Annotated in this window: 16 protein-coding genes; 9 read left to right on the top strand and 7 right to left on the bottom strand. The window is 56.6% G+C overall.

Annotation, left to right across the window (positions count from 1 at the left end; genetic code table 11):
* Positions 1-126: 126 nt before the first annotated feature.
* On the bottom strand, positions 127-1,632 hold the full coding sequence (locus AACZ86_RS04930; RefSeq protein ID WP_339689877.1) for an aldehyde dehydrogenase family protein: 1,506 nt from the start codon (positions 1,630-1,632) through the stop codon (positions 127-129).
* A 192-nt stretch (positions 1,633-1,824) separates the two neighbouring features.
* Between AACZ86_RS04930 and AACZ86_RS04925 the strand changes: the two genes are divergently transcribed.
* The 4 genes from AACZ86_RS04925 (at position 1,825) to AACZ86_RS04910 (ending at position 7,548) form a co-directional block, all read left to right on the top strand.
* Positions 1,825-3,873, top strand: coding sequence for a hydantoinase/oxoprolinase family protein (locus AACZ86_RS04925; RefSeq protein ID WP_339689874.1), 2,049 nt, complete (start codon positions 1,825-1,827; stop codon positions 3,871-3,873).
* A 10-nt stretch (positions 3,874-3,883) separates the two neighbouring features.
* Positions 3,884-5,752, top strand: coding sequence for a hydantoinase B/oxoprolinase family protein (locus AACZ86_RS04920; protein WP_339689872.1), 1,869 nt, complete (start codon positions 3,884-3,886; stop codon positions 5,750-5,752).
* A gap of 28 nt (positions 5,753-5,780) precedes the next feature.
* Complete coding sequence (locus AACZ86_RS04915; RefSeq protein WP_339689870.1) at positions 5,781-6,638, top strand: isocitrate lyase/PEP mutase family protein; 858 nt, start codon at positions 5,781-5,783, stop codon at positions 6,636-6,638.
* A gap of 133 nt (positions 6,639-6,771) precedes the next feature.
* Positions 6,772-7,548, top strand: coding sequence for a helix-turn-helix domain-containing protein (locus AACZ86_RS04910; RefSeq protein WP_339689868.1), 777 nt, complete (start codon positions 6,772-6,774; stop codon positions 7,546-7,548).
* A gap of 28 nt (positions 7,549-7,576) precedes the next feature.
* Here AACZ86_RS04910 and AACZ86_RS04905 read toward each other — a convergent pair whose 3' ends face one another.
* Genes AACZ86_RS04905 through AACZ86_RS04895 form a run of 3 tightly spaced genes read right to left on the bottom strand, consistent with a single transcriptional unit; the run spans position 7,577 to position 11,144 of the window.
* Positions 7,577-9,082 (bottom strand): aldehyde dehydrogenase family protein, encoded by a 1,506-nt coding sequence (locus AACZ86_RS04905; protein ID WP_339689865.1) that lies wholly within the window; start codon positions 9,080-9,082, stop codon positions 7,577-7,579.
* Positions 9,082-10,233, bottom strand: a complete 1,152-nt coding sequence (locus tag AACZ86_RS04900) for an FAD-dependent monooxygenase (RefSeq protein ID WP_339689863.1) — start codon at positions 10,231-10,233, stop codon at positions 9,082-9,084. Before AACZ86_RS04900 ends, AACZ86_RS04905 begins: the two co-directional genes overlap by 1 nt.
* The gene (locus AACZ86_RS04895) at positions 10,230-11,144 is read right to left on the bottom strand and encodes a polysaccharide deacetylase (protein ID WP_339689860.1); all 915 of its coding nucleotides are present in this window, start codon (positions 11,142-11,144) and stop codon (positions 10,230-10,232) included. Before AACZ86_RS04895 ends, AACZ86_RS04900 begins: the two co-directional genes overlap by 4 nt.
* A gap of 357 nt (positions 11,145-11,501) precedes the next feature.
* On the opposite strand from AACZ86_RS04895, the gene AACZ86_RS04890 reads away from it, so the two are divergent.
* The 4 genes from AACZ86_RS04890 to AACZ86_RS04875 are packed head-to-tail and all read left to right on the top strand — an operon-like array spanning position 11,502 to position 15,247.
* Positions 11,502-12,542 (top strand): alpha/beta hydrolase, encoded by a 1,041-nt coding sequence (locus tag AACZ86_RS04890; protein WP_339689858.1) that lies wholly within the window; start codon positions 11,502-11,504, stop codon positions 12,540-12,542.
* A 22-nt stretch (positions 12,543-12,564) separates the two neighbouring features.
* Positions 12,565-13,980: a 3-isopropylmalate dehydratase large subunit gene (leuC, locus tag AACZ86_RS04885; protein WP_339689856.1), complete on the top strand. Its 1,416-nt coding sequence runs from the start codon at positions 12,565-12,567 to the stop codon at positions 13,978-13,980.
* Positions 13,977-14,606 carry a 3-isopropylmalate dehydratase small subunit gene (gene leuD, locus AACZ86_RS04880; protein ID WP_339689855.1) on the top strand — a complete coding sequence of 210 codons (630 nt, stop codon included), beginning with the start codon at positions 13,977-13,979 and terminating at the stop codon, positions 14,604-14,606. Before leuC ends, leuD begins: the two co-directional genes overlap by 4 nt.
* Positions 14,603-15,247, top strand: coding sequence for an isochorismatase family protein (locus AACZ86_RS04875; RefSeq protein WP_339689854.1), 645 nt, complete (start codon positions 14,603-14,605; stop codon positions 15,245-15,247). The genes leuD and AACZ86_RS04875 overlap by 4 nt, the downstream gene beginning before the upstream one ends.
* A 2-nt stretch (positions 15,248-15,249) precedes the next feature.
* Here the strand turns inward: AACZ86_RS04875 and AACZ86_RS04870 are convergent, their stop codons facing one another.
* Entirely contained in the window at positions 15,250-16,290 is a 1,041-nt protein-coding gene (locus tag AACZ86_RS04870; protein WP_339689853.1) for a hypothetical protein, read from the bottom strand.
* Between the two features lie 139 nt (positions 16,291-16,429).
* Here AACZ86_RS04870 and AACZ86_RS04865 point away from each other — a divergent pair, with 139 nt between their 5' ends.
* Positions 16,430-17,989 (top strand): FAD-binding oxidoreductase, encoded by a 1,560-nt coding sequence (locus AACZ86_RS04865; protein WP_339689851.1) that lies wholly within the window; start codon positions 16,430-16,432, stop codon positions 17,987-17,989.
* Between the two features lie 18 nt (positions 17,990-18,007).
* On the opposite strand, the gene AACZ86_RS04860 is transcribed toward AACZ86_RS04865, so the two are convergent.
* Both AACZ86_RS04860 and AACZ86_RS04855 read right to left on the bottom strand, forming a co-directional pair.
* Entirely contained in the window at positions 18,008-19,357 is a 1,350-nt protein-coding gene (locus tag AACZ86_RS04860; protein WP_339690247.1) for an MFS transporter, read from the bottom strand.
* A gap of 12 nt (positions 19,358-19,369) precedes the next feature.
* Positions 19,370-20,398, bottom strand: coding sequence for a DUF1838 family protein (locus AACZ86_RS04855; RefSeq protein ID WP_339689849.1), 1,029 nt, complete (start codon positions 20,396-20,398; stop codon positions 19,370-19,372).
* Positions 20,399-20,511: the final 113 nt, after the last annotated feature.

The following is a 20,511-nucleotide window of genomic DNA, read 5'->3' as shown; positions in this document are numbered from 1 at the left end:
TCGATGAACCACGCATGGCGATATTCTGTTTGCGACCGTTTCCGCCAAAAGAACCTGACGAAAACGATTCAGAATCGCCCGATATTTCAACGGGTACTGTGAGGCCCTATTATCCGCCTGCTATTGTCACACGGCGGCGCAGATGGTTTTCCACTCGAGATAATTGTCCATCGCCTGTTTGCCGCTATCACGGCCCCAGCCCGATTGCTTGATCCCGCCAATCGTGAGTGACGGATCGTACATGGCATGGCAATTGATCCAAACGGTTCCGGCTTTGATTTCGCTGCTCATGCGATGGGCGCTGGAAAGGCTTTCGGTCCAGACGCTGGCTGCGAGACCAAATTCGCTGTCATTGGCCGCGGCGATCACGGCATCCACATCATCAAATTTCTGGACAGCGAGCACGGGGCCAAAAACTTCCTCGCAAACGATCTCCATATCAGGGGAAACATCCGCCAAAACGGTTGGTGAAATGAAAGTGCCCGCTTCCCCGCTGCGCTCTCCACCGGCGAGCAGCGTGGCTCCATCGGCCTGCGCGCGCTTGATAAAGCCTTCCACCCGCTCTGCCTGGCGAACCGATACCAAAGGCCCCATTTGCGTTTCGGGATCAAGGCCATGGCCCAATTTCAATCCCTTGGCATATTCGACCACACCGGCGATCAGACGATCATAGATGGCGCAATGTGCGTAGAGTCGCGATCCTGCGATGCAGACCTGTCCGCCATTGAAGAAGATCGCATTAGCGACTCCGGGTATGGCCAGTTCAAGGTCGGCATCATCCATGACGATGCAGGGCGACTTGCCGCCCAGCTCCAGAGTGACCCGCTTGAAATTTGTTTTAGCGGCATCAAGAATGGCGCGCCCCGTGACCGTCGAACCGGTGAAAGCAATTTTGTCGACGCTAGGGTGAGCGGCGAGGCTAGCACCAGTTTCAGCGCCAAAGCCGGTGATCACATTCAGTACACCGTCCGGCAGTCCCGCTTCGCTCATCAACTCTGCGAGTCGCAGAGCGGTCAACGATGTGTCTTCGGCTGGTTTCAGGATAATCGTGCAACCTGCGGCCAGAGCAGGCGCCAGTTTCATCGCGGTCAATACCAGCGGCGAATTCCACGGCACGATCGCGGCAACCACCCCGACCGGTTCACGGACGGTCCAGGTCCGCATCTGCTTTCCTGCGGGCTGATAGTCGATCGAGCTTTCCAGCGTCTGGCCTTCGATGTTCATCGCCTGGCCGGCAAAAAAGCGAAACTGGTTCACAGCCCCGGGCAGTTCTGCCCAGCGCCCGACAAACAAAGGCTTGCCCTGATCGAGACTTTCCAGCTCGGCCAGCGCGTCGATATTTTCCTCGATAATGTCGGCGATTGCCCAAAGAATCTTGGAACGGTTTAGTGGAGTGGTGCCTTTCCAACCCGCGAGCGCGTCACCGGCAGCCGCCACCGCTTCATCCACATCACCTGAACTTGCCAGGGCAAGCTTGCCGATGACCGCTCCCGTTGCTGGATCGACCGTATCAAAAGTCTTGCCATCCCGGGCAGCCTTCCAACTCCCATTGACCAGCAAGCCTTCTCCTGCTGCGCGGCGCGCAAGAAACTGCTGATTTGTCGGGTGAAGTTTGGTTAGATCAAAAGCCATGGCGTAATATCTCCAGAATGTGCGACTATCCTGACTTCCTAGATAGCAAAGCACCATCCTTACCCAGGCAAAAATTCGCTTGTCGGATAAGAATATCCGAAAAGAGGCTAATTGATCTGACTTGCTCTAGCAATATTGCCAAATCCTTGCCCGTGCGATTCCCGCACGCGGCGTAAATGCATTGGGGAACTTATGTCCTATCGTTTGGGAGTAGACGTCGGTGGTACGTTTACCGATCTTTTATTGCTTGATCAGCAAAGCGGCAATTTCTGGCGGCACAAGACGCCATCTACTCCACAGGACAGCTCGCAAGGCATTTTAACCGGCCTCAATGCGATCTGCCAGGAGGCAGGCACGAGCCCGTCGGGTATCGAGTTTTTTCTTCACGGAACGACCGTTGCCACAAATGCGATGCTGGAAGGCAAAGGCGCGCGGGTCGGACTGATCACTACGGATGGTTATCGCCAGATCATGCAGATCGCGCGCAGCTTCGTGCCTGGCGGACTGGCTGGCTGGATCGTCTGGCCCAAACCCGAACCGCTGGCGGCGCTGGAGGACAGTTTTGAAATTGTTGGCCGGATTGACGCTCAAGGCAGCGAAATTTCTCCGATCGATGAAACCGAGATACGCCAGATTCTGGAAGAACTGAAGGATTCCGGCATCGAGGCGCTCACCGTCAGCCTGATAAACGCCTATCTAAATGGAGCGCACGAAATCCGCGTCGGCGAACTGGCGGCGGAGATCATGCCCGATATCCCGGTTTCGCTGAGCCATCAGGTTTTGCCCGAAATGCAGGAATATGAGCGCACGTTGACCACCGTCGCCAACGCCTCGGTCCGTCCGGTTGTTGGCAAATATGTTCGCAATCTGCGCGACAGCCTGCGGTCGTGCGAAATGAACGGATCGCTCTCGCTGCTCCGCTCGGACGGCGGCCTGATGTCCTCGGAAAAAGCGGAAGACCATCCGGTCTCGCTGTTAATGTCCGGCCCCGCAGGCGGCGTAACCGGCGCGATATGGGTTGGCCGCAACGCCGGCATCAAGAATATTCTGACGCTCGACGTTGGCGGGACATCGACCGATGTTGCACTCATCGAAAATCTCGAGGCACGGCGGCAACGAACCACCGAAGTCGGCCATCTTTCGGTTCGCGCTTCGGCTCTCGACGTCAAAACCGTCGGCGCCGGTGGCGGTTCGATCGCCTATGTGCCCGAACTCACCGGTGCATTGCGAGTCGGACCGGAATCGGCAGGGGCAGTGCCCGGCCCGGTTGCTTATGGCAAGGGCGGAACACAGCCGACAGTCACCGATGCCAATGTCGTCTTGGGCTATCTGCCGGAATCTTTACTCGGCGGGTCGTTCAAGCTTGATCGGGAAGGTGCCGAAAAATCCGTGCAGATTATCGCCGACTCCCTAGGGATCAGCCTGATGGCTGCTGCCCGCGGTATCATCGATATCGTCAACGAGAATATGTTTGGCGCCTTGCGCATGATCTCGGTCCAGCAGGGCTATGATCCCCGCCATTTCGCGCTGATGGGTTTTGGCGGCGCTGGCCCGCTTCATGTCAATGCCGTGGCTCGGTTGATGGATAGCTGGCCGGCGATCTCGCCCGTCTCTCCAGGCGTGCTATGTGCACTCGGCGATGCAACAACCCGCATGCGGACGGAAACCGCCCGCAGCTTCTCCCGCCGTTTTAACGAGACCGACGAAGCCGAAGTGATCGGTCTGCTTCAGGAAATTTCCGCGCAAACGCGCGCGGAACTGATGGAAGAAGGAATAGCGGACCAAGATATTACGTCAGAGTTCGAACTAGACGTCCGCTATGAAGGCCAGGCGTTCGAAGTGCCGCTCTCGATCGACGAGAAAACGTTGCTTCAGGACGGGCTGGCCGGTGTTACCGACCGGTTTGACGAAGAGCATCACCGCCTGTTCACTTTCAACATGGAAAGCGCCCATGAACTGGTGAATATCCGGGCCGTCGCCTTGGGCCCTGAACTGGATCTGCCGGCACCGAAGCTGAAAACCGGCAATGGTGATCCTGCTGCGGCCAAGTTGCGCGATCATCAGCTATGGGCCGACGGCAAGATGCAGGCGGCTATCATCTATGACCGCTCCAAGCTTCTGGCCGGCGACATCATTCCGGGCCCGGCGATCGTCATCGAAATGGACTCCACCACCCTGATCGAAGCAGACTGTATCGGCACCGTCGATCAAGTCGGCAATATTCTAATCAACCTGGCCTGAGGAGGGACTTATGCCCGCACAGATTATTCAGTCTAACGAGACGCCCTTCAACACCGTGGCAATTGATCCGGTAACGCTGGAGGTGATCGAAAACGCCCTGCGCAATGCGCGCATCGAGATGGATGCAACGCTGGTCCGCACCGCGATGTCACCAGGCATCCGCGAACAGGGCGATGCATTTCCGTTGATCGCCGATAGCAAGGGCCGGATGATCGTCGGCCAGTTCGGAAGCTATATTGGTCCGTTTCTCGACGGTTTTGACGGCAGGGTCGAAGACGGAGATTTGATTTTCCTCTCCGATCCCTATTCGGTGGACGGCGCGATCAGCCACTCCAACGACTGGCTGGTTTTGATGCCAGTGTATAAAGACGGGCGGCTGCTCGCATACACTTCCATGTTCGGACATATGTCGGATATTGGTGGCAAGGTTCCCGGCTCGATGCCGATCGATGCCACCAGCATCTTTCAGGAAGGGGTACGCATCCCGCCGATCAAAATCTGGAAGCGTGGCGAATATAACGAGGATCTTATCAAGCTTGTCATGCACCAGACCCGCACCCCGGACTGGTGCAAAGCCGATCTAAACGCCTTGATCGCCTCCTGCCGCGTTGCTGCACGACGGGTGATCGAGCTGTGTGATCGCTTCGGCGAAGATGTCTATGCTTCGGCCACCGACCTGTTGCTCGAGCGCAATCATCGGGCGATGCAAAAGCTGATCGAAACATCGGTCAGCGAAGAGAAGGTCAGCTTCGAGGATTATATCTGCGACGACGGCATGGGCTATGGTCCCTACAAGATCCGCTGCACCATGTGGCGCGAGAACGGGCGGGTGATTCTCGATTTCGAGGGCACCGATCCGCAATCCAAAGCATCGATAAATTTCCTGCTGAACGAAAATATGATGAAGATGTTCTTTGGCATCTACATGATCATGGTGTTCGATCCACAAATCCTGTTCAACGACGGCTTCTATGATCTGATCGACGTCCGCATTCCGGACGGGTCTCTGCTGAAACCGAAATTTCCAGCAGCCCTGTCCGGCCGGACCCACGCACTTGGCCGGTTGTTCGATATTCTCGGCGGTTTGCTCGGCCAGAAAACACCGGAATTTCTCAACGCTGCCGGCTTCTCCTCCTCGCCGCATCTTTTCTATGCCGGGACAGACAAAAACGGAAAATGGTTCCAGTTGTTCCAGATCGGCTTTGGCGGCATCCCGGGGCGACCTTTAGGCGATGGACCGGATGGTCATTCGCTGTGGCCAGGCTTTACCAACGTCCCGAACGAATTTCTGGAACGCTATTTTCCGTTGCGGATCGAGCGCTATGAAACCGTATCGGACTCGGGTGGGCCGGGCCTCCACCGCGGCGGCAACGGCATCAATATGGTCTATCGCTTCCTCGAACCGGGCGTGATTGCCATTCATGATGATCGCTGGTTCGTACCACCCTGGGGAGTCAATGGCGGCGAGCCGGGCGCCCGCGCGCGCAAGCTGCTGGTCAAGAATGACGGCACCGAAATCGTGCTCGGCAACAAGCTCGAGGATTATGAAGTAGAAGCCGGCGACCAGTTGCACTTTGTCACTTGGGGTGGCGGCGGCTGGGGGGACCCTCTGGGCCGCGAGCCGGAATTGCTGGCTGTCGAACTGAAAAAAGGTCTTGTGACCGCAGAAGGTGCTCTCCGCTATGGTGTGGTGCTGGCCGACGGCGAAGTTGATGTTCCCGCAACGGAAGCTTTGCGGGCAAAAATGCGGGACGAACGGGACGGTGATTTGCCGACCTTCAACTTTGGTCCCGACATCGAAACCCTTCGCGCCAATTGCCTCGCGGAAACAGGGCTTCCGGCACCGAAACAGCCACAATGGCAGGTGCCGACATCATGATGCCATCAATGATCAAGGATAAAAAATAGTGGCGAACCCTATTCTGCGGGAAAAACTCGCATCGGGCAAATTCTTTGTAATACCCGGTATTCAGGACATGATAACGGCGGTGATCGCCAACAAGGTCGGCTTCGATGTGGTTTATGGAACCGGATATTGGCTGACCGCTTCGGCCTCGGGATTGCCGGATGCCGGGATCGCGACCTATACCGAGATGCGGGATCGCATGGAAACATTGGCGCGCACCAGCAATTCGGCTGTAATAGCAGATGGCGACACGGGCTATGGCGGTCTCCTGAACGTGCATCACACCGTGAAGGGCTATGAAGCCTCGGGCGTGACGGCGATCCAGCTGGAGGATCAGGAATTCCCGAAGAAATGCGGTCACACCCCGTTCAAGCGGCTGATCCCGCTGGAAGACATGGTCGAGAAGATCAAGGTCGCCGTCGACGCCAAGGAAGACGAGAATTTCCTCATCGTGGCGCGCACGGATGCCCGTGAAAGCGAAGGGATGGACGGCGTCTTGCGACGACTGGAAGCCTATGACAAAGCCGGGGCTGATATTATTTTCCCGGAAGCACTGACCAGCAAAGAGGAAATGCGGCAGGCATGTTCCAGTTTTGACAAGCCTGTCATGGCCAACATGTCCAATGGCGGACTATCGCCGGTGCCAAATGCATCGGTGCTTGCGGAAATCGGCTATGCCTTTGCCATCTATCCGTCCCTGACCAGCCTTGCCGCTGCAGCTGCCATGGAAAAGGCGTTGATCGGACTCAAGGAAGAGGGGAATGGTCAGCCGGACGGCATTTTCGACTTTAGCGAATTCTGTTCATTGATCGGTTTCGAAGAAGTCTGGGAATTTGAAAAGAAGTGGGCGAAGGGCTAAAAATCCATCAGGCAACTAGAATTTCCGTTCAACGGATAAAATATCCGACAGGCGGATATATATTTTCTATTTGCGGACATTCTTCTTATTGATGCCACCTTTCTGCCATTGGCACAGAGAGGGACCAGCAGACATGGAAAAAGGCGTACCGATTCGCTCTATCACACGAGCATTTTCGGCCTTGCGGGCGATAAACCGGCACGGCTCGATGACGATGATGGAAATAGCCAAGGCGGCAGAGGTCCCATATCCGACCGCCTGCCGTATTGTGCAAACATTGTTATATGAAGGTCTGGTCGAGCAGGAACCCGCTCGCAAACGCTACCGGCCAACCGCACTGGTCCAGACGCTTGCCACCGGTTTCCAACATGAAGATCAACTGGTCAGCATCGCACGGCCCCATATCGTGGATTTAACGAAGCGCGTGGGCTGGCCGGTTTCCGTCGCTGTCCGCGTCGGGCGCAACATGATGCTGCGGGACAGCACACATGCCAATTCATCGCTGACCTTCGAACATTATTATCCCGGCTTTACCGTGCCGATTCTCGACAGCGCGTCGGGAAAATTATCGATGGCGTTTGCCATTGATGAGGACCGGGAAATGATTTTGCGCTTCATGCGAATTTCGCAGGAGATCGATATCGATTACCTTTCCACCGCAGAAATCGGGCTGAATGTGGAGCAAATCCGCGCAGATGGTTACGCAACCCAGGGTCGCAACCATTTCAACCTAACGCCCGGCAAGACGTCATCGATCGCCGTTCCGATCTTCAAGAATGGGCATTTTGAAGCCGCCATGACCATGGTTTTCTTTGTCGCAGCAATGAAGCTGAGCGACGCCTTGGAAAATTATCTGGATGATCTGAAGCAAGCCGCTGCCTCCATCAGTCACGGGCTCAGCAACAACTGACACACCGCGACAGTAACGGTCGGTTAGATCAGAGCCGGGCCGTCACTGCCTTGGTTTCGAGATAGGCTTCCAGCCCAGCCGCGCCAAATTCACGGCCCCAGCCCGACTGGCCATATCCGCCAAAGGGGATATTGGTGCCAACCGCGCCATGACAGTTGATCGAGACATGGCCCGCGCGCACCCGACTTACGACCCGGTGAGCGGTCGACATGTTTTCCGTCCAGACGCTTCCGGACAGGCCATAAGACGTGTCATTGGCCAGTTCCGCTATGGCATCGACATCGAGCGTATCGAATTTCTGCACCGCCATGACCGGACCAAAAATCTCGTCGCGCATGATCTCCATATCGCGTGTGCATCCGGAGAAAATCGTCGGCTGAATGAAATTGCCGGCGCGGTCCAGCCGTTCGCCACCGGCAATCAGATTTGCGCCGGCCTGCTTTGCCCGATCGATGAAACCCATGACCTTTTCGGCGTGAGCGGCTGAAACCATCGGCCCCTGCTGTGTTGCGGGATCGAGTCCGTGGCCCAATTTCATTCCGTCTGCGAAAGCGGCAAGGCCCTCGAGCAAGGCATCATGGATGTCGGCGTGCGCGAATATCCGCGTCCCCGCCATACAATTCTGGCCTTGCAGAAAGAATGTCGCCATCGCGACGCCGGGAATGGCCAGATTCAGATCGACATCGGGCATGACGATCACCGGGCTTTTGCCGCCCAGTTCCAGCGAGACTTTTTTCAAATTGCCCATAGCACCCTGGATGATCGCGCGGCCTGTCCGGGTCGATCCGGTGAAGGAAATCTTGTCGACGTCATCATGGGCTGCCAGCGCCGCGCCGGCGTCGGCACCCAGGCCGTTGACAATATTGACGACGCCTGCGGGGAAACCGGCGTCGATCACCATCTGGCCGAGTGCGAGCGCGGATAAAGGCGTTTCCTCTGAAGGCTTCATCACCACCGTGCACCCTGCGGCCAGCGCCGGTGCGAGCTTCAATATAGCTGTCGATAAAGGCACATTCCACGGCACGATCTGTCCGACCACACCGACCGGTTCTTTCAGCGTGTAGGTGAGCGCCTCGGTCTCGGCCGCGATATGACGTGGCGGGACCATGGTCGAACCTTCTATCCGCATGATCGCGCCGGCATAATAGTCGACCATTTCCACGCAGTTGCTGGTGGTCAGTCCGGCAATGAAGCTCGGCATCCCGTTATCGACGATGTCCAGTTCGGTCAGCAATTGTGCATTCTGCTCCATGAGGCGGGCCAGGCGGGTCATCAGAGCCATGCGCTCCGAAGCCGTCATCCGGCGCCATGGCCCCTGAAAAGCCGAGCGCGCAGCGGCGACAGCCAGATCAATCTCTGCGGCTCCCCCGGTTTCGAATTCGGCGAGGACCAGCCCCGTTGCCGGATCGCGGCTTTCCATCAGACCACTGCCGTCGATCCACTGACCGCCAATCAACAGCTTGCCGCGCTGGTTCAGAAACGCGCGCGTTTCCGGCGCAATCTCGTGACCGTCAAATGCTATTGCTTCACTCATCACACTGGCTCCGTACGGCAGTCATAGTTGAAAAGTCCGAGAGATTCCTCGTCCTTGGTTTGTCCGATGCCAAACATGTCCGCATCCTGCCCCTGCATGCGATCGGCATTTGCGTTGGACTCCGACTGTACCCAGGTTGCGCGTTCATGACGAGCGGCCTGATAGCGGGACAGACCTTCGGAAATATCTGTCGATGCGCCCAGCGCTCGCGCCAGAATTACCGCATCTTCAATTCCGCACGCTGCGCCATGGCCCAGAAACGGCGTCATCGCATGGGCTGCGTCGCCGATAAGCGTAACATTGTCGTCAATTATCCAGTCGGCCAGCGCCGAGCGTGCATTGATCGCCCATTTGAACATCGGCTGCTCGCAAGCCGCTGCGATCAGTTTTTCCGCATCGTCGCACCAGCCCGCATAAATTTCTTTGATCTCGGCAGGGTCTGCAGGGATCGTCCAGCCGTCATCCGTCCAGCCATCCTGGCGAGCGAAAAATACGATGTTCATGATGGTGCTGCTGCGGATATTATAGCGCGTGATCATCGCACCCGGACCGATAATGATACCGGGAAAATCGGACAATTGTTGCAACCTCGGGGTAACGGGAACCAGGGCTCGCCAAGCGACATGGCCGGTAAAATGGGGTTCCGTCGGTTCGAAACGCTGGCGAATGACAGACTTTACACCATCCGCACCGATCAGCAGATCACCCGTAATCCGGCTGCCGTCGGAGAGAATCGCTGTCGTCCCTTCGCTGTCGATCACTGCGCTGTCCGTGCGCATATCCACGCCAGCCGCGCGGGCCGCACCGGTCAGCAAATCATGCAGATCGGCTCGGTGGATTGTGACATAGGGCGCGCCATATTTTTCACGCTGGGTCGAGCGGTCCATGGTGACCAGAGTCCGGCCGTCTTCCCAATGCTGGATGCGCTGGCGAGATGGCTCTACCCCTGCAGCAGCGACCTCCTCGCAGAGGCCGATGAAGTCCAGACCCTTCATCGCGTTGGGCGACAGGGTCACGCCCGCGCCGATTTCGCCAAATTCCGGAGCCAGTTCCAGCAGAGTGACGGAAAAACCCTGTTCGGCGATCGCAGTAGCCGCAGTCATCCCCGCGATGCCGCCGCCAACGATGACAATCTTTTCGGTGCGACTCATCCCAATTGTCCGGGAATGTGGCTTTCGTGATTGGCCAGATACCATTCGGCGATCTCTTCGCGCGTCGCCCACCAGACACCCGGCAAGGACTTGGCATGCTCGATAAATTCGCGCAGCGCCCGCACTCTGTGGGCACGACCCGAAACATGAGGATGAAGGCCGACATTCATGATCCGGCCGGTCGTGTCACCCTCTTCATAAAGAACATCCAGCTCTTCGATCAGCGCGTCGCGGAATTGATCGGTAGTGAAATTCTTGCGCGTGATGAAGGTGAAGTCGTTGATCTCGTTCGAATAGGGAACCGAGACAATCGGACCGTTCGGAGTGCGCAGCATATAAGGCTGATCGTCGTTCATGATGTCACAATAATAAGTGCAACCATATTCGGCGAGAATATCAGCCGTCTGCAGCGTCCCGCGTAAGGAAGACGAGAGCCAGCCTTTCGATTTCCGGCCAGTGAATTTCTCAAACTGGTCCAGTGTGCGCAAAACGATTTCACGCTCTTTGTCAGGATCACCGGCAAAATTGGTCAACAACTCTCCCTGCTCCCAATTGTGGGTGAGCAATTCCCAGCCCCGATCCAGCACGGCGTCGGTCATCGCCTTGCGCCGTTCGAAGGTTACCGCATTGGTCGTGCAGCTTGCTTTCACGTCCAGCTTGTCGAACAGGTCGAACAAGCGCCAGATACCAACACGCTGGCCATATTCGCGCCAGCTATAGTTGGGGAAATCCGGCGTATTGCCTGGCAGAATATCAGGCAGAATCGACGGCCCGCCAGCATAATAGGGCTTGTCCGTGTCCTTCGTAAGATCCCAGGTCTCCAGATTGAAGGTAAGGATCAAGGCAACTTTCGCGCCATTGGGCCATTTCAGCGGCTGACGTTCGGGCAAGGGGACGTAATCATATTCCATTTAAAATACCTGCTTTTGGCCGAATCCAGCCAGTGAAAATCCATATTGACGGTTCATAGCATGTGATTGAAGCACATTTACTATATCCACCCCAACATTTTGCCGGTCTTTGTCCACCATACGGACAGTGCCTGAAGCAAGGAGGCTGAAAATGCACATTTCGCCGGTTTCGCAATTTGTTAGCCCGTGGTTAGCGGACTGCCCACCAGTCGGATATTCATGCTAGTGGCTCCAACCCTGCCCTTGTACCCAATATAGGCATATCGGTGGATGAAATTATTAAGCCACGTCTCATTTAGATGGGACAGATTATATGAAGAACTCGCCGTCCGAAGACATTCAATGGAGAAAAGCGCAATGCCCAATATTCGATGGTCCCTGAAGATGACTTTGGCCTGTTCCACGGTGGCTATACTTGTCGGCCTACCCGCTTGTTCTGCGGCCCAATCGGCCCAGCCAGCCGCATCTGCGAGCACTGCGGCAGCATCACAGGAAGCTCGGCCGCGCCTCACTATCGAAGAATTGCGGAAGCTTTATGCTGACGAGGAAAGCCGCTACATGGAGATTGGTGGCGTCGAAGTCCATTATAAGGACGAGGGCAGCGGACCGGTATTGTTCATGGTCCATGGCTCGGTCAGTTCTACGCGGACATGGGATCGTATCACCGAAATTCTGAAACCCGATTACCGGATCATCCGCTTCGATATTCCGGGCTACGGCCTTTCCGGTCGCGTTTCCGATGAAGCCGCCGCCAATGTGCAACCGGTAGAGATCGCGGAGCAGTTGGCCGAAAGGCTTGGCGTCAAAAAACTCACCTTCGTCGGCGTGTCCAGCGGCGGCACAATGGGCATGTATCTGGCAGCCAAGCGTCCCGATCTGGTCGAACGGCTGATCATTTCCAACACGCCTTCGGATCCGGTCGACACAAGCCATCTGGTGATGCCCGAAAGCTTCGTGAGCGCAACCAAGAAATCCCGCGAAACCGGCTATTCGGATATGAGTTTCTGGAACGAATATCTGTCATTTTTCGCCGGTGATCCAGACCGGATAAGCGAACAGACGCGCAAGGAATATTATGACTTCAACCGCCGGACCGCGGAAAAGCATCCTATCGCTTTGGTCGCGCGAATCGGTGACGGCGTTCAGGCAAAAATCGAAATGCAGAAAATCACTGCGCCGACGTTTCTGATCTGGGGTGGCGCAGATCCGTTGCTACCTGAGAGCGCTGCGGATGCGATCACCGGTTATCTCGGGTCGGCGCAGATATCACGGGTAATCATGCCCGATGTCGGTCACTATCCGCCGCTCGAATCGCCTGATCGTTTTGCTCAACTGATCGCAGCCTATGTCGAGGCAGGTGTTATTTCCGACGATGATCCCGAAACCGCGAAACCATGATTTGCAAAAGATAGTGGAAAGCATGAACGGCGCAGGCGCCCGGACCCTCTATGAAAAATTGTGGGACAACCACCGGGTCAGCGACCTGGCCGATGGCGAAGCGCTGATATATATTGACCGCCATCTGGTGCATGAAGTCTCGAGCCCGCAAGCCTTTGCATCTCTCCGCGCGTCGGGCCGGCAATTGCGTCGTCCGCTCACCCATTATGCCGTTGCCGACCATGCGGTTCCCACCCGCAACCGCGAGGAAGCGATCGAGGATCCGCTCGCCCGGGCGCAAGTTGCGGAACTGGAGCGCAATGTCGCTGAATTCGATATGCCCTATGCGGCATTGCAAAGCGCGGATCAGGGGATCGTCCATGTTATTGGCCCGGAAAGCGGTTTCACCCTGCCCGGCACGACCATGGTCTGTGGCGACAGTCACACGACCACGCATGGCGCCTTTGGTGCCCTCGCCTTTGGCATCGGCGCCAGCGAATGCGGAACGGTCATGGCCACCCAGTGCCTGCGCCAGAAGAAAGCGCGGACGATGCTGGTCGATCTTTCCGGAATGCCTGGCGTATATGTCACGGCAAAGGATATCGCGCTGGCGCTGATTGCCCGCATTGGTACCAACGGTGCTGCTGGCTATGCGGTGGAATATGCCGGACCGGCGGTTTCAGCCATGTCGATGGCCGAGCGAATGACGCTCTGTAATCTGACGATCGAGGCCGGCAGCCGAATCGGTCTGGTTGCACCCGATGAAACCACGCTTGCTTTCGTCAAGGGTCGTCGCCTTGCACCGAAAGGGGCAGCATGGGAACGCGCGGCGGCTTATTGGCTGGATCTGGCAACGGATGACGGCGCGCGATATGACAAACGGATCAAACTCGATCTGGGCGCGATTGAGCCGCAAGTAACATGGGGCACCAATCCTGATCAGGCTGTCTCGATTGCTCAAGCGACTCCCGATCCTGCGACAATCAGCGATAAATCGTTGCGTGCACAAGCGCAATCGGCGCTGGAATATATGGGCCTGGAACCAGGAAAACCGATCGAAGGCACAACGATAAGCCACGTCTTTGTCGGCTCTTGCACCAATGGACGGATCGAAGATCTACGTGCCGCCGCGGCCGTTGCCAAAGGCCGCTCGGTTTCTCCCGGCGTTACAGCAATCGTCGTTCCCGGATCGGGAGCAACGCTTATCCAGGCAGAAGCCGAAGGACTGGACCGGATTTTCCTGGAAGCCGGGTTTGAATGGCGAAAACCGGGCTGCTCGATGTGCGTGGCGATGAACGATGACCGTCTGCAATCGGGAGACCGCTGCGCAAGTACATCCAACCGCAATTTCGAAGGCCGTCAGGGCGCGGGTGGTCGTACCCATTTGATGAGCCCGGCCATGGCTGCTGCAGCCGCTGTTACCGGTTACTTAACCGACGTAAGGAAATTGGGGCAATGAAACCGCAGCCATTCGAAACCCTGTCCGGGACAGCTGCGCCGCTGGAACAGGATAATATCGATACCGATATAATTTTCCCGGCCCGCTTTCTGCTGATCACGGCACGCGAAGGACTGGGTCAATATGCGTTTCACGACCGGCGCTTCGGAAGCGACGGCCTGCCTGACCCCGAATTTATCCTTAACCGCGAACCTTTCTGCGAGGCTCCGATAATCTTGGCGGGCGCGAATTTCGGATCGGGATCAAGCCGTGAACAGGCGGTCTGGGCCCTGCTTGGCTTCGGCATCCGCAGCATCATTGCCCCCAGTTTCGGCGAAATATTCCAAGCCAATTGCTTGCGAAATGGCATATTGCCGATCATTCTGCCGGACAATATCGTGCGCGATCTGATGCCGCTTGCGAAAGCCGGACTGGCATTGACTATCGACCTTGAAAACCAGAAGGTTGTCGCTGGCGATCATGGTATTTTCGATTTTGATATCCCGCCGGAACGCAAGCTGGCGCTGATCAATGGCTGGGATGAAACCGCCCAGATATTGAACCAAAAAGCGGATGATATAAATGAGTTTGAGACTTGGCAACGCCAAGACCAGCCTTGGCTCTATGAAACGGAGACTGCGCGATGAGCGAAGAAGACCTGCTCGAAAATTACCGCCGTGCCTATAATACAAAAGTCGGTTTTGGTGAGCGGCCCGCCCTGATCATGATCGACTTTTGCCAGGGCTATTTCGACCCCGATTGCGATCTTTATTCCGGCGTTGAAGATGCGTTGGCTTCCGCCCTGCGGATACGCGAAGCAGCCCGGGCGGCCAAAATACCGGTGATCCTGACCGGTGTATCCTATCACCCGAGCGCGATAGACGGCGGCCGTTTTTTTGAAAAAGCGGCCCCTTTGCGCTATTTCATCGAAGGCAATCCGATGGGGGCCTTCGCCGATGGACTGGAACCGCATGATGACGAGTTGGTTATTACAAAACAATATCCCAGTGCCTTCTTCGGGACCTCTCTTGCCTCGACCCTAACCGCGATGGGCATCGATAGCGTTCTTCTGACCGGCCTGACCACCAGCGGCTGTGTCAGGGCAAGCTGCGTCGATGCTATGTCGCACGGCTTTCGCACCGCAGTTGTCGCCGATGCCTGCGGCGACCGTCATGATGCACCCCATGACGCCAATCTGTTCGACATGAATGCCAAATATGCAGATGTAGTCAGCGAGGAAGAGACCATCGGCTTCCTGCAAAAGCTTCAGGGACAGAGCGGTACCTAGCGTTAAGTGGTCGCTTGACGCTCAAAGGCTTCGAGTCTGACGCCCCAAGGCGTTATGGCAGCCACAGCCGTACACTCTCCGTGTGGTGCCCAGTTGATCTCCACGGGCCCGATGATTTTACACCCGCCATTCTCGGCACGAGTCTTGAAATCGGAGAGGTTTGAAACGGGAAAGCGCAACGCTCCCCAGCCGCGCTGTGGCGGGGTATCAGTAGAAAAATCCAGACCGTCGCAATCGAACTGGATGATTTCGACCGAGCCTTCCATCCGACCCTGTGCTTGATAGACGCCGACCGTCACCAATATCCCTGGTGCCAGACCGACGGGCAGACCCATGCAATTGCTACCGTCGGCATGCGTCCAGCTGGCTTCCTGAACGACCTTCCATCCCAGCTGCTCGGCATAAAAACGGCGGGCTGCGGAAAAATCGGAGACAATCTGGGTGGCATTAAAAACCCAGGATGCCGGTCCGCTGACATGTTCGAACCCTGTCAGCGGCGGCTTCACCCGTTCCATCAAGGCAAAGCACAGTCCGTCACCATCGCGATCCAGGACCTCGCGCACCGAAACGGGGTCGAAGTCAAAGCTGGTGATCGGGGCCGGCGAGAGAAAGCCGTTTCGCCCCATTGCCGCGTGAAGTTTGTCGATGGATTCCAGCGCGCGCAGATTGACATCGAACAGCGCTCCGGTGTCCCATGCCTGGGCACCATCGCGCATCACTCCCGCTGGCTCCCTTTCAAGCGACAGCAAACGAATGCGGCCGCGCGGGACCGTCGGATGCGATAACAGCAGTTCCTGCACTTTCGGCGAATCACTCATACCCAGCAGTTCCAACGCGGCACCGGCGACGTCCCCCCGATATATCTCGACGAAACCGGTTGCCGCTGCAATGCGACTGGCGCTGGCGTCGACATCAGCAACAATGCCGACCGCTTCCTCAAATCCGTTATCTTGTGAAATCATACGAAACAAATGCGCTATCGGTGCCACCTGTGGCAAGCCCAGTAAGACTTCGACCGACCAGCGGACACGCCGGGCGGTCATTTCATCGAGCGTGGACAGGTAAGCATGGATCGGGCAAAACGGCGGAGCGCTGACCGACCACCGGATAAAGCCTACGGACCCGTTTCCCGTGGAACCGTCGCCCCGCATCCAGCAATCTAAACATGGAGCTTTTGACCCGATGACCGGCAGTAAAAAACAAGCAGACTTGATCGAGCGGCTGGAAAATCTGCTGGGTAAACAAGGGCTGATCACTGGTGCAGATGATCTTCAATATTTTTGCAATGACGTTTACCGGTCCGGCGGGCAACCGCTGGCAGTTGCACAACCCGCGTCGACCGAGCAGGTACAGGAAGCCGTGCGACTCTGCGCTGCAGCGGGCGTGGCGATGGTTCCGCGGGGCGGTGGCGCCTCCTATACAGATGGTTATCTCTACGCGGCTGGTGGCCATGTGCTGTTCGATCTTGGCGCGCTCGATGACATCAAAATCGATGCCGCCAATCTTTTGGTGACTGTCGGCGCCGGGACCAGTTGGGCAAAATTAAAAGAAGCACTGGACGCGCAAAAATTGCGAACTCCTTTCTGGGGTCCCTTTTCCGGCCTTGCCGCCACGGTCGGCGGAAGCATGAGCCAGAACACCGTCAGCCATGGCAGCGGTGCGCACGGTGTTTCCGCGCAATCCGCTCTTTCGATGGACGTGGTGCTTGCGAGCGGAGAATTGATCACCACCAGTGCCGCCAAATCGACACGCTTTTACGGCCCGGACCTGACCGGCCTCTTTACCGGAGATTGCGGTGCGTTCGGTCTGAAGACCGCGATTACCCTGCCCCTGATCAGAACGCTCGACCATTGCGAGCCTTTGAGCTTTGCGTTCGATGACTTCGAATCCTATCATGCTGCTGTGCGGATTGCCCAAGCGGAACGGCTGGACGATTCCCACTTCGGGCTCGACCTTGCTTTGTCGCAAGGACAGATCGGCCGACAGGAAGGTGTTGCAGCGCGTATGAAGATCGCTGCGGAGGTGATGCGCAAGGCGCCGCGCAAATTGCAGGGGCTCGCCCAGTTGATGCGTATGGCCGTCGCTGGCGAAGACCCGATGCGCTCCGGCGCCTTTATGTGCCATTTCATAGTGGAAGGCTTTGATCCGGCCGACGCCGCTGCCAAGGCAAGGCGACTACGCCATCTGCTCGCAGACATTGGACGGGAAATTGCCAACAGCATGCCGACATTCGTGCGGGCCATGCCATTTGCTCCGCTAACCAATATTCTCGGGCCCGGTGGAGAGCGCTGGGTGCCCGTCCATGGTGTATTAAATCATGATGCGGTCGTCGCATTCAACGCTGCTTTCCACGCGCTGGTAAAAGAACAGCAAGCGGAAATGGGCCGCCTGGGTGTCTGGCTAGGCACGATGTTCTCGCCTGCTGGTCCCGCTGGCTTCCTCTACGAAGTCGCCCTTTACTGGCCCTGCCAGCGCAGCAGTTACCATCGACAGACCCTCGGTGCAGATCACCTGAGCAGCATCCCCGATTTCCAGGATAACCCAGAAGCGCGCGAATATGCCAATGTCTTGAAAGAGGCAATCATCGCACTGTTCCAGAATTTCGGTGCCGCCCATTTCCAGATTGGCCGGGCATACCCGTATCAGAAACGCCTTGATGCGCAGGCGCTAAGTCTGGTGAAGGCTGTGAAGCACGAGCTTGATCCTCAAGGATTGATGAACCCGGGCGCTTTGGACCTATAAGCCGGCGGCGATTCAGACTTAGTCGGGTTCCTTGTTGCCGACCCGTCCCCATCGGCCGAGAATGGATGCGCCGATGATATTCAGCGTCACCGGAATGACTGCGAACGCCACAATTATACCCATCTTGGCATTTTCGGATTGCGGCAGACCCGCGACCGCCTTGGCGGAATCAAACCCAAATGTTGCCAGAGTCAGACCGACCAGCAAGGTGCCGCCGAGCGCGAAGGCGATTTTATCTGTCGCGATCCAAGCCGCTGAATAGAGACCCGCATGCTCTTCGTCTTCGGAGGCAATATCCGACATCATGGAGAAGCCCAGCATCGTCCAGCCCGAATTGCCGACAGCAGCGACAAAGGAAAGGATAAAGGCGGCGATTGCGCCCCATGATGCCGCGAAAGCCCATATTACGTAAGTCAGCATATAAAGAATGGTCGCCGCGATATAGGCTCTGCGCTTGCCCATCAAACCGGCCAGCCTGACCCACAGAGGCTGCGCCAGAATGATGCCCAAGCAGGCCATGATCACAACGACACCAATTAACTGAAACGCATCCGCACGCTCCATATTATAGGTCAGAAAATAGAGCAGCGAGGCGTAGGCCATTCCGGCTCCGGTTAGTTGCAGCAAGTTTGCCAGCAGCAAGACCGAGAATCGAGGAGCAAGCAAAATGGAGAAAGCCTGCTTGGGAGACAGCCGCTCGGCTAAGGCCGGCCGTGCAGACGCCGCTGCGGCTCTCGATGTTCCGGCCGAAGAGAAAAACGCGATCAGCAGCGATATCGGACAGATTGCCGCCAATACCAGAGCCATATCTTCATAGGCAGACTGCCCGCCTCCCTGCATTTCTATAATTGCAGGGGCCAGCGCGCCCGCCACCAGCACACCGACGGCGGTAAAAACCAGACGCCAGGCCATCACCACATTGCGCTGCGACGGATTGGAGGTCAGATCGCCGGCCATTGCCAGATAGGGAACTGAGAAACTTGCAAATACAGCCATGTAAAGACTGAACGTACCCGCAACATAGGCAAGTTTAACAGTCTGCGTCCCCTCTGGAACGTGGAACAACAATATCATTGCCAACGGTGACAGCAGTGCTCCCGCAACAAGCCACCAGCGCCTTGCTATTTTTCGTCGCAGGCGATCGGATAAAATGCCGACAGAAACGTCAAATATCGTACCGAATAGCAGCTTGGGTACGAAAATCGTCACGCCAGCCACATCGGGCGCGATGCCGAGTACGGTTGTCATGAAGAACAGCAATAGCAACGAAGGCAGGTCGCGGAACACCTGTCCCGCAACCTGCCCTGCGCCATAACCTATCTGGTTTGCTAGGGATACGTTCCGGGTATCAACGCCCGCGGGAAGCATGGCCAAGCTGGCTTAACCTTTCCTGGGCGGAAAGCCAGCTGGTGCTTCTGGCGCTTTGGGCGGTTCCCAGCCTTCTGGCACGGGGGCAGGTGTCTGTTCCCGCGCATAATGTTCAAGACTGGAAAGCGACGGACCATAATCTTCCGTCGGAGCGCTCAGCCACTTTTCATCCATAGCCCGTGCAGCCTTCACCAGATGTGCGGGAAGACCGCTGACACCTTCGGGGATGGTCTGGAAATGCGTGAAATAGCTGACATGGCCCTCTGCCTGTCCCATTAACATCCATGGCAACCACGGTGTGATACGCGACCACGACCCGATATGCGGTATATGGGTCAGTTCAGGATTCTCGACATCCGCTTTGTCGACGACATAGATAAAATGTTCCGAAACCCGGTTCATCGTGCCGGAAGACTCACGCGGCCATTTGTTCGGTTGCAACGCGTTCGGATATACAAGATCGATGCCGTTATTCAGAATCATCTTGCCTTCCGGCCCGTATTCCCAGTCCTGCAAAAACGGCTTGGGTTCACGCAAATCCTTGTTCAACCCGCCATAGGACGGACCTTCAGGCAGAAACTCGCTGATCGTAAAGTTGAAAGGATCGTTTGCAATGGGCACGACCTTCACCATCTCGTCCGAATAGGGGTTGTGCCATTCGCTCAAAATTTCACCGGTTTCCAGATCGGTGTAGAAAACGATTTCGCGGAGCATCCGGCGATAGCTGCCGTCTTCCAGCTTTTTCATCCTGACAAAACTGAAACCTTCGACACCAAACAACGTGCGGACTTTTTCATTCGGGCGCACGCCCATGGCTTTGCCCTTGATCCAGCCGCATTTTTCTTTGGTAGGATCGATATCACCGTCAATCCGCGCATAGACGTCCCGGTTCCATTTGGGATTTTTAAAATCGATCTCCGTGATAAAATCGACCGCAGGCTCTTTTTTGTGGGCATTGGCAACAGTTGGAACGGCTGCCATGCCGGTTACGAGAGCGGCAAGGCCCAGACTTTCACGGCGACTGAGGTTGAATTTGTCCATTTTCGTCTCCAGCAATTAGGATGAATGCATTCTATATGATGACACTTGTTCTCTATTCGGGGAAGCCGCGGCACCAAAATGCCCTAGCTGTTCGCCTGCCGGATAGATGGCTG

Source organism: uncultured Parasphingorhabdus sp. (assembly GCF_963975735.1).
Taxonomy (GTDB): domain Bacteria; phylum Pseudomonadota; class Alphaproteobacteria; order Sphingomonadales; family Sphingomonadaceae; genus Parasphingorhabdus.
This window is presented reverse-complemented; position numbering and strand designations above follow the sequence as displayed.

What these genes read in the sequence shown, in the direction of transcription:
- AACZ86_RS04905 (WP_339689865.1), bottom strand. Translation starts at nt 9,082, where the DNA reads ATGAGTGAAGCAATAGCATTTGACGGTCACGAGATTGCGCCGGAAACG.
- AACZ86_RS04875 (WP_339689854.1), top strand. Translation starts at nt 14,603, where the DNA reads ATGAGCGAAGAAGACCTGCTCGAAAATTACCGCCGTGCCTATAATACA.
- AACZ86_RS04920 (WP_339689872.1), top strand. Translation starts at nt 3,884, where the DNA reads ATGCCCGCACAGATTATTCAGTCTAACGAGACGCCCTTCAACACCGTG.
- AACZ86_RS04855 (WP_339689849.1), bottom strand. Translation starts at nt 20,398, where the DNA reads ATGGACAAATTCAACCTCAGTCGCCGTGAAAGTCTGGGCCTTGCCGCT.
- AACZ86_RS04925 (WP_339689874.1), top strand. Translation starts at nt 1,825, where the DNA reads ATGTCCTATCGTTTGGGAGTAGACGTCGGTGGTACGTTTACCGATCTT.
- leuD (WP_339689855.1), top strand. Translation starts at nt 13,977, where the DNA reads ATGAAACCGCAGCCATTCGAAACCCTGTCCGGGACAGCTGCGCCGCTG.
- AACZ86_RS04860 (WP_339690247.1), bottom strand. Translation starts at nt 19,357, where the DNA reads ATGCTTCCCGCGGGCGTTGATACCCGGAACGTATCCCTAGCAAACCAG.
- AACZ86_RS04870 (WP_339689853.1), bottom strand. Translation starts at nt 16,290, where the DNA reads ATGACCGCCCGGCGTGTCCGCTGGTCGGTCGAAGTCTTACTGGGCTTG.
- AACZ86_RS04865 (WP_339689851.1), top strand. Translation starts at nt 16,430, where the DNA reads ATGACCGGCAGTAAAAAACAAGCAGACTTGATCGAGCGGCTGGAAAAT.
- AACZ86_RS04900 (WP_339689863.1), bottom strand. Translation starts at nt 10,233, where the DNA reads ATGAGTCGCACCGAAAAGATTGTCATCGTTGGCGGCGGCATCGCGGGG.
- AACZ86_RS04930 (WP_339689877.1), bottom strand. Translation starts at nt 1,632, where the DNA reads ATGGCTTTTGATCTAACCAAACTTCACCCGACAAATCAGCAGTTTCTT.
- AACZ86_RS04895 (WP_339689860.1), bottom strand. Translation starts at nt 11,144, where the DNA reads ATGGAATATGATTACGTCCCCTTGCCCGAACGTCAGCCGCTGAAATGG.
- leuC (WP_339689856.1), top strand. Translation starts at nt 12,565, where the DNA reads ATGAACGGCGCAGGCGCCCGGACCCTCTATGAAAAATTGTGGGACAAC.
- AACZ86_RS04890 (WP_339689858.1), top strand. Translation starts at nt 11,502, where the DNA reads ATGCCCAATATTCGATGGTCCCTGAAGATGACTTTGGCCTGTTCCACG.
- AACZ86_RS04910 (WP_339689868.1), top strand. Translation starts at nt 6,772, where the DNA reads ATGGAAAAAGGCGTACCGATTCGCTCTATCACACGAGCATTTTCGGCC.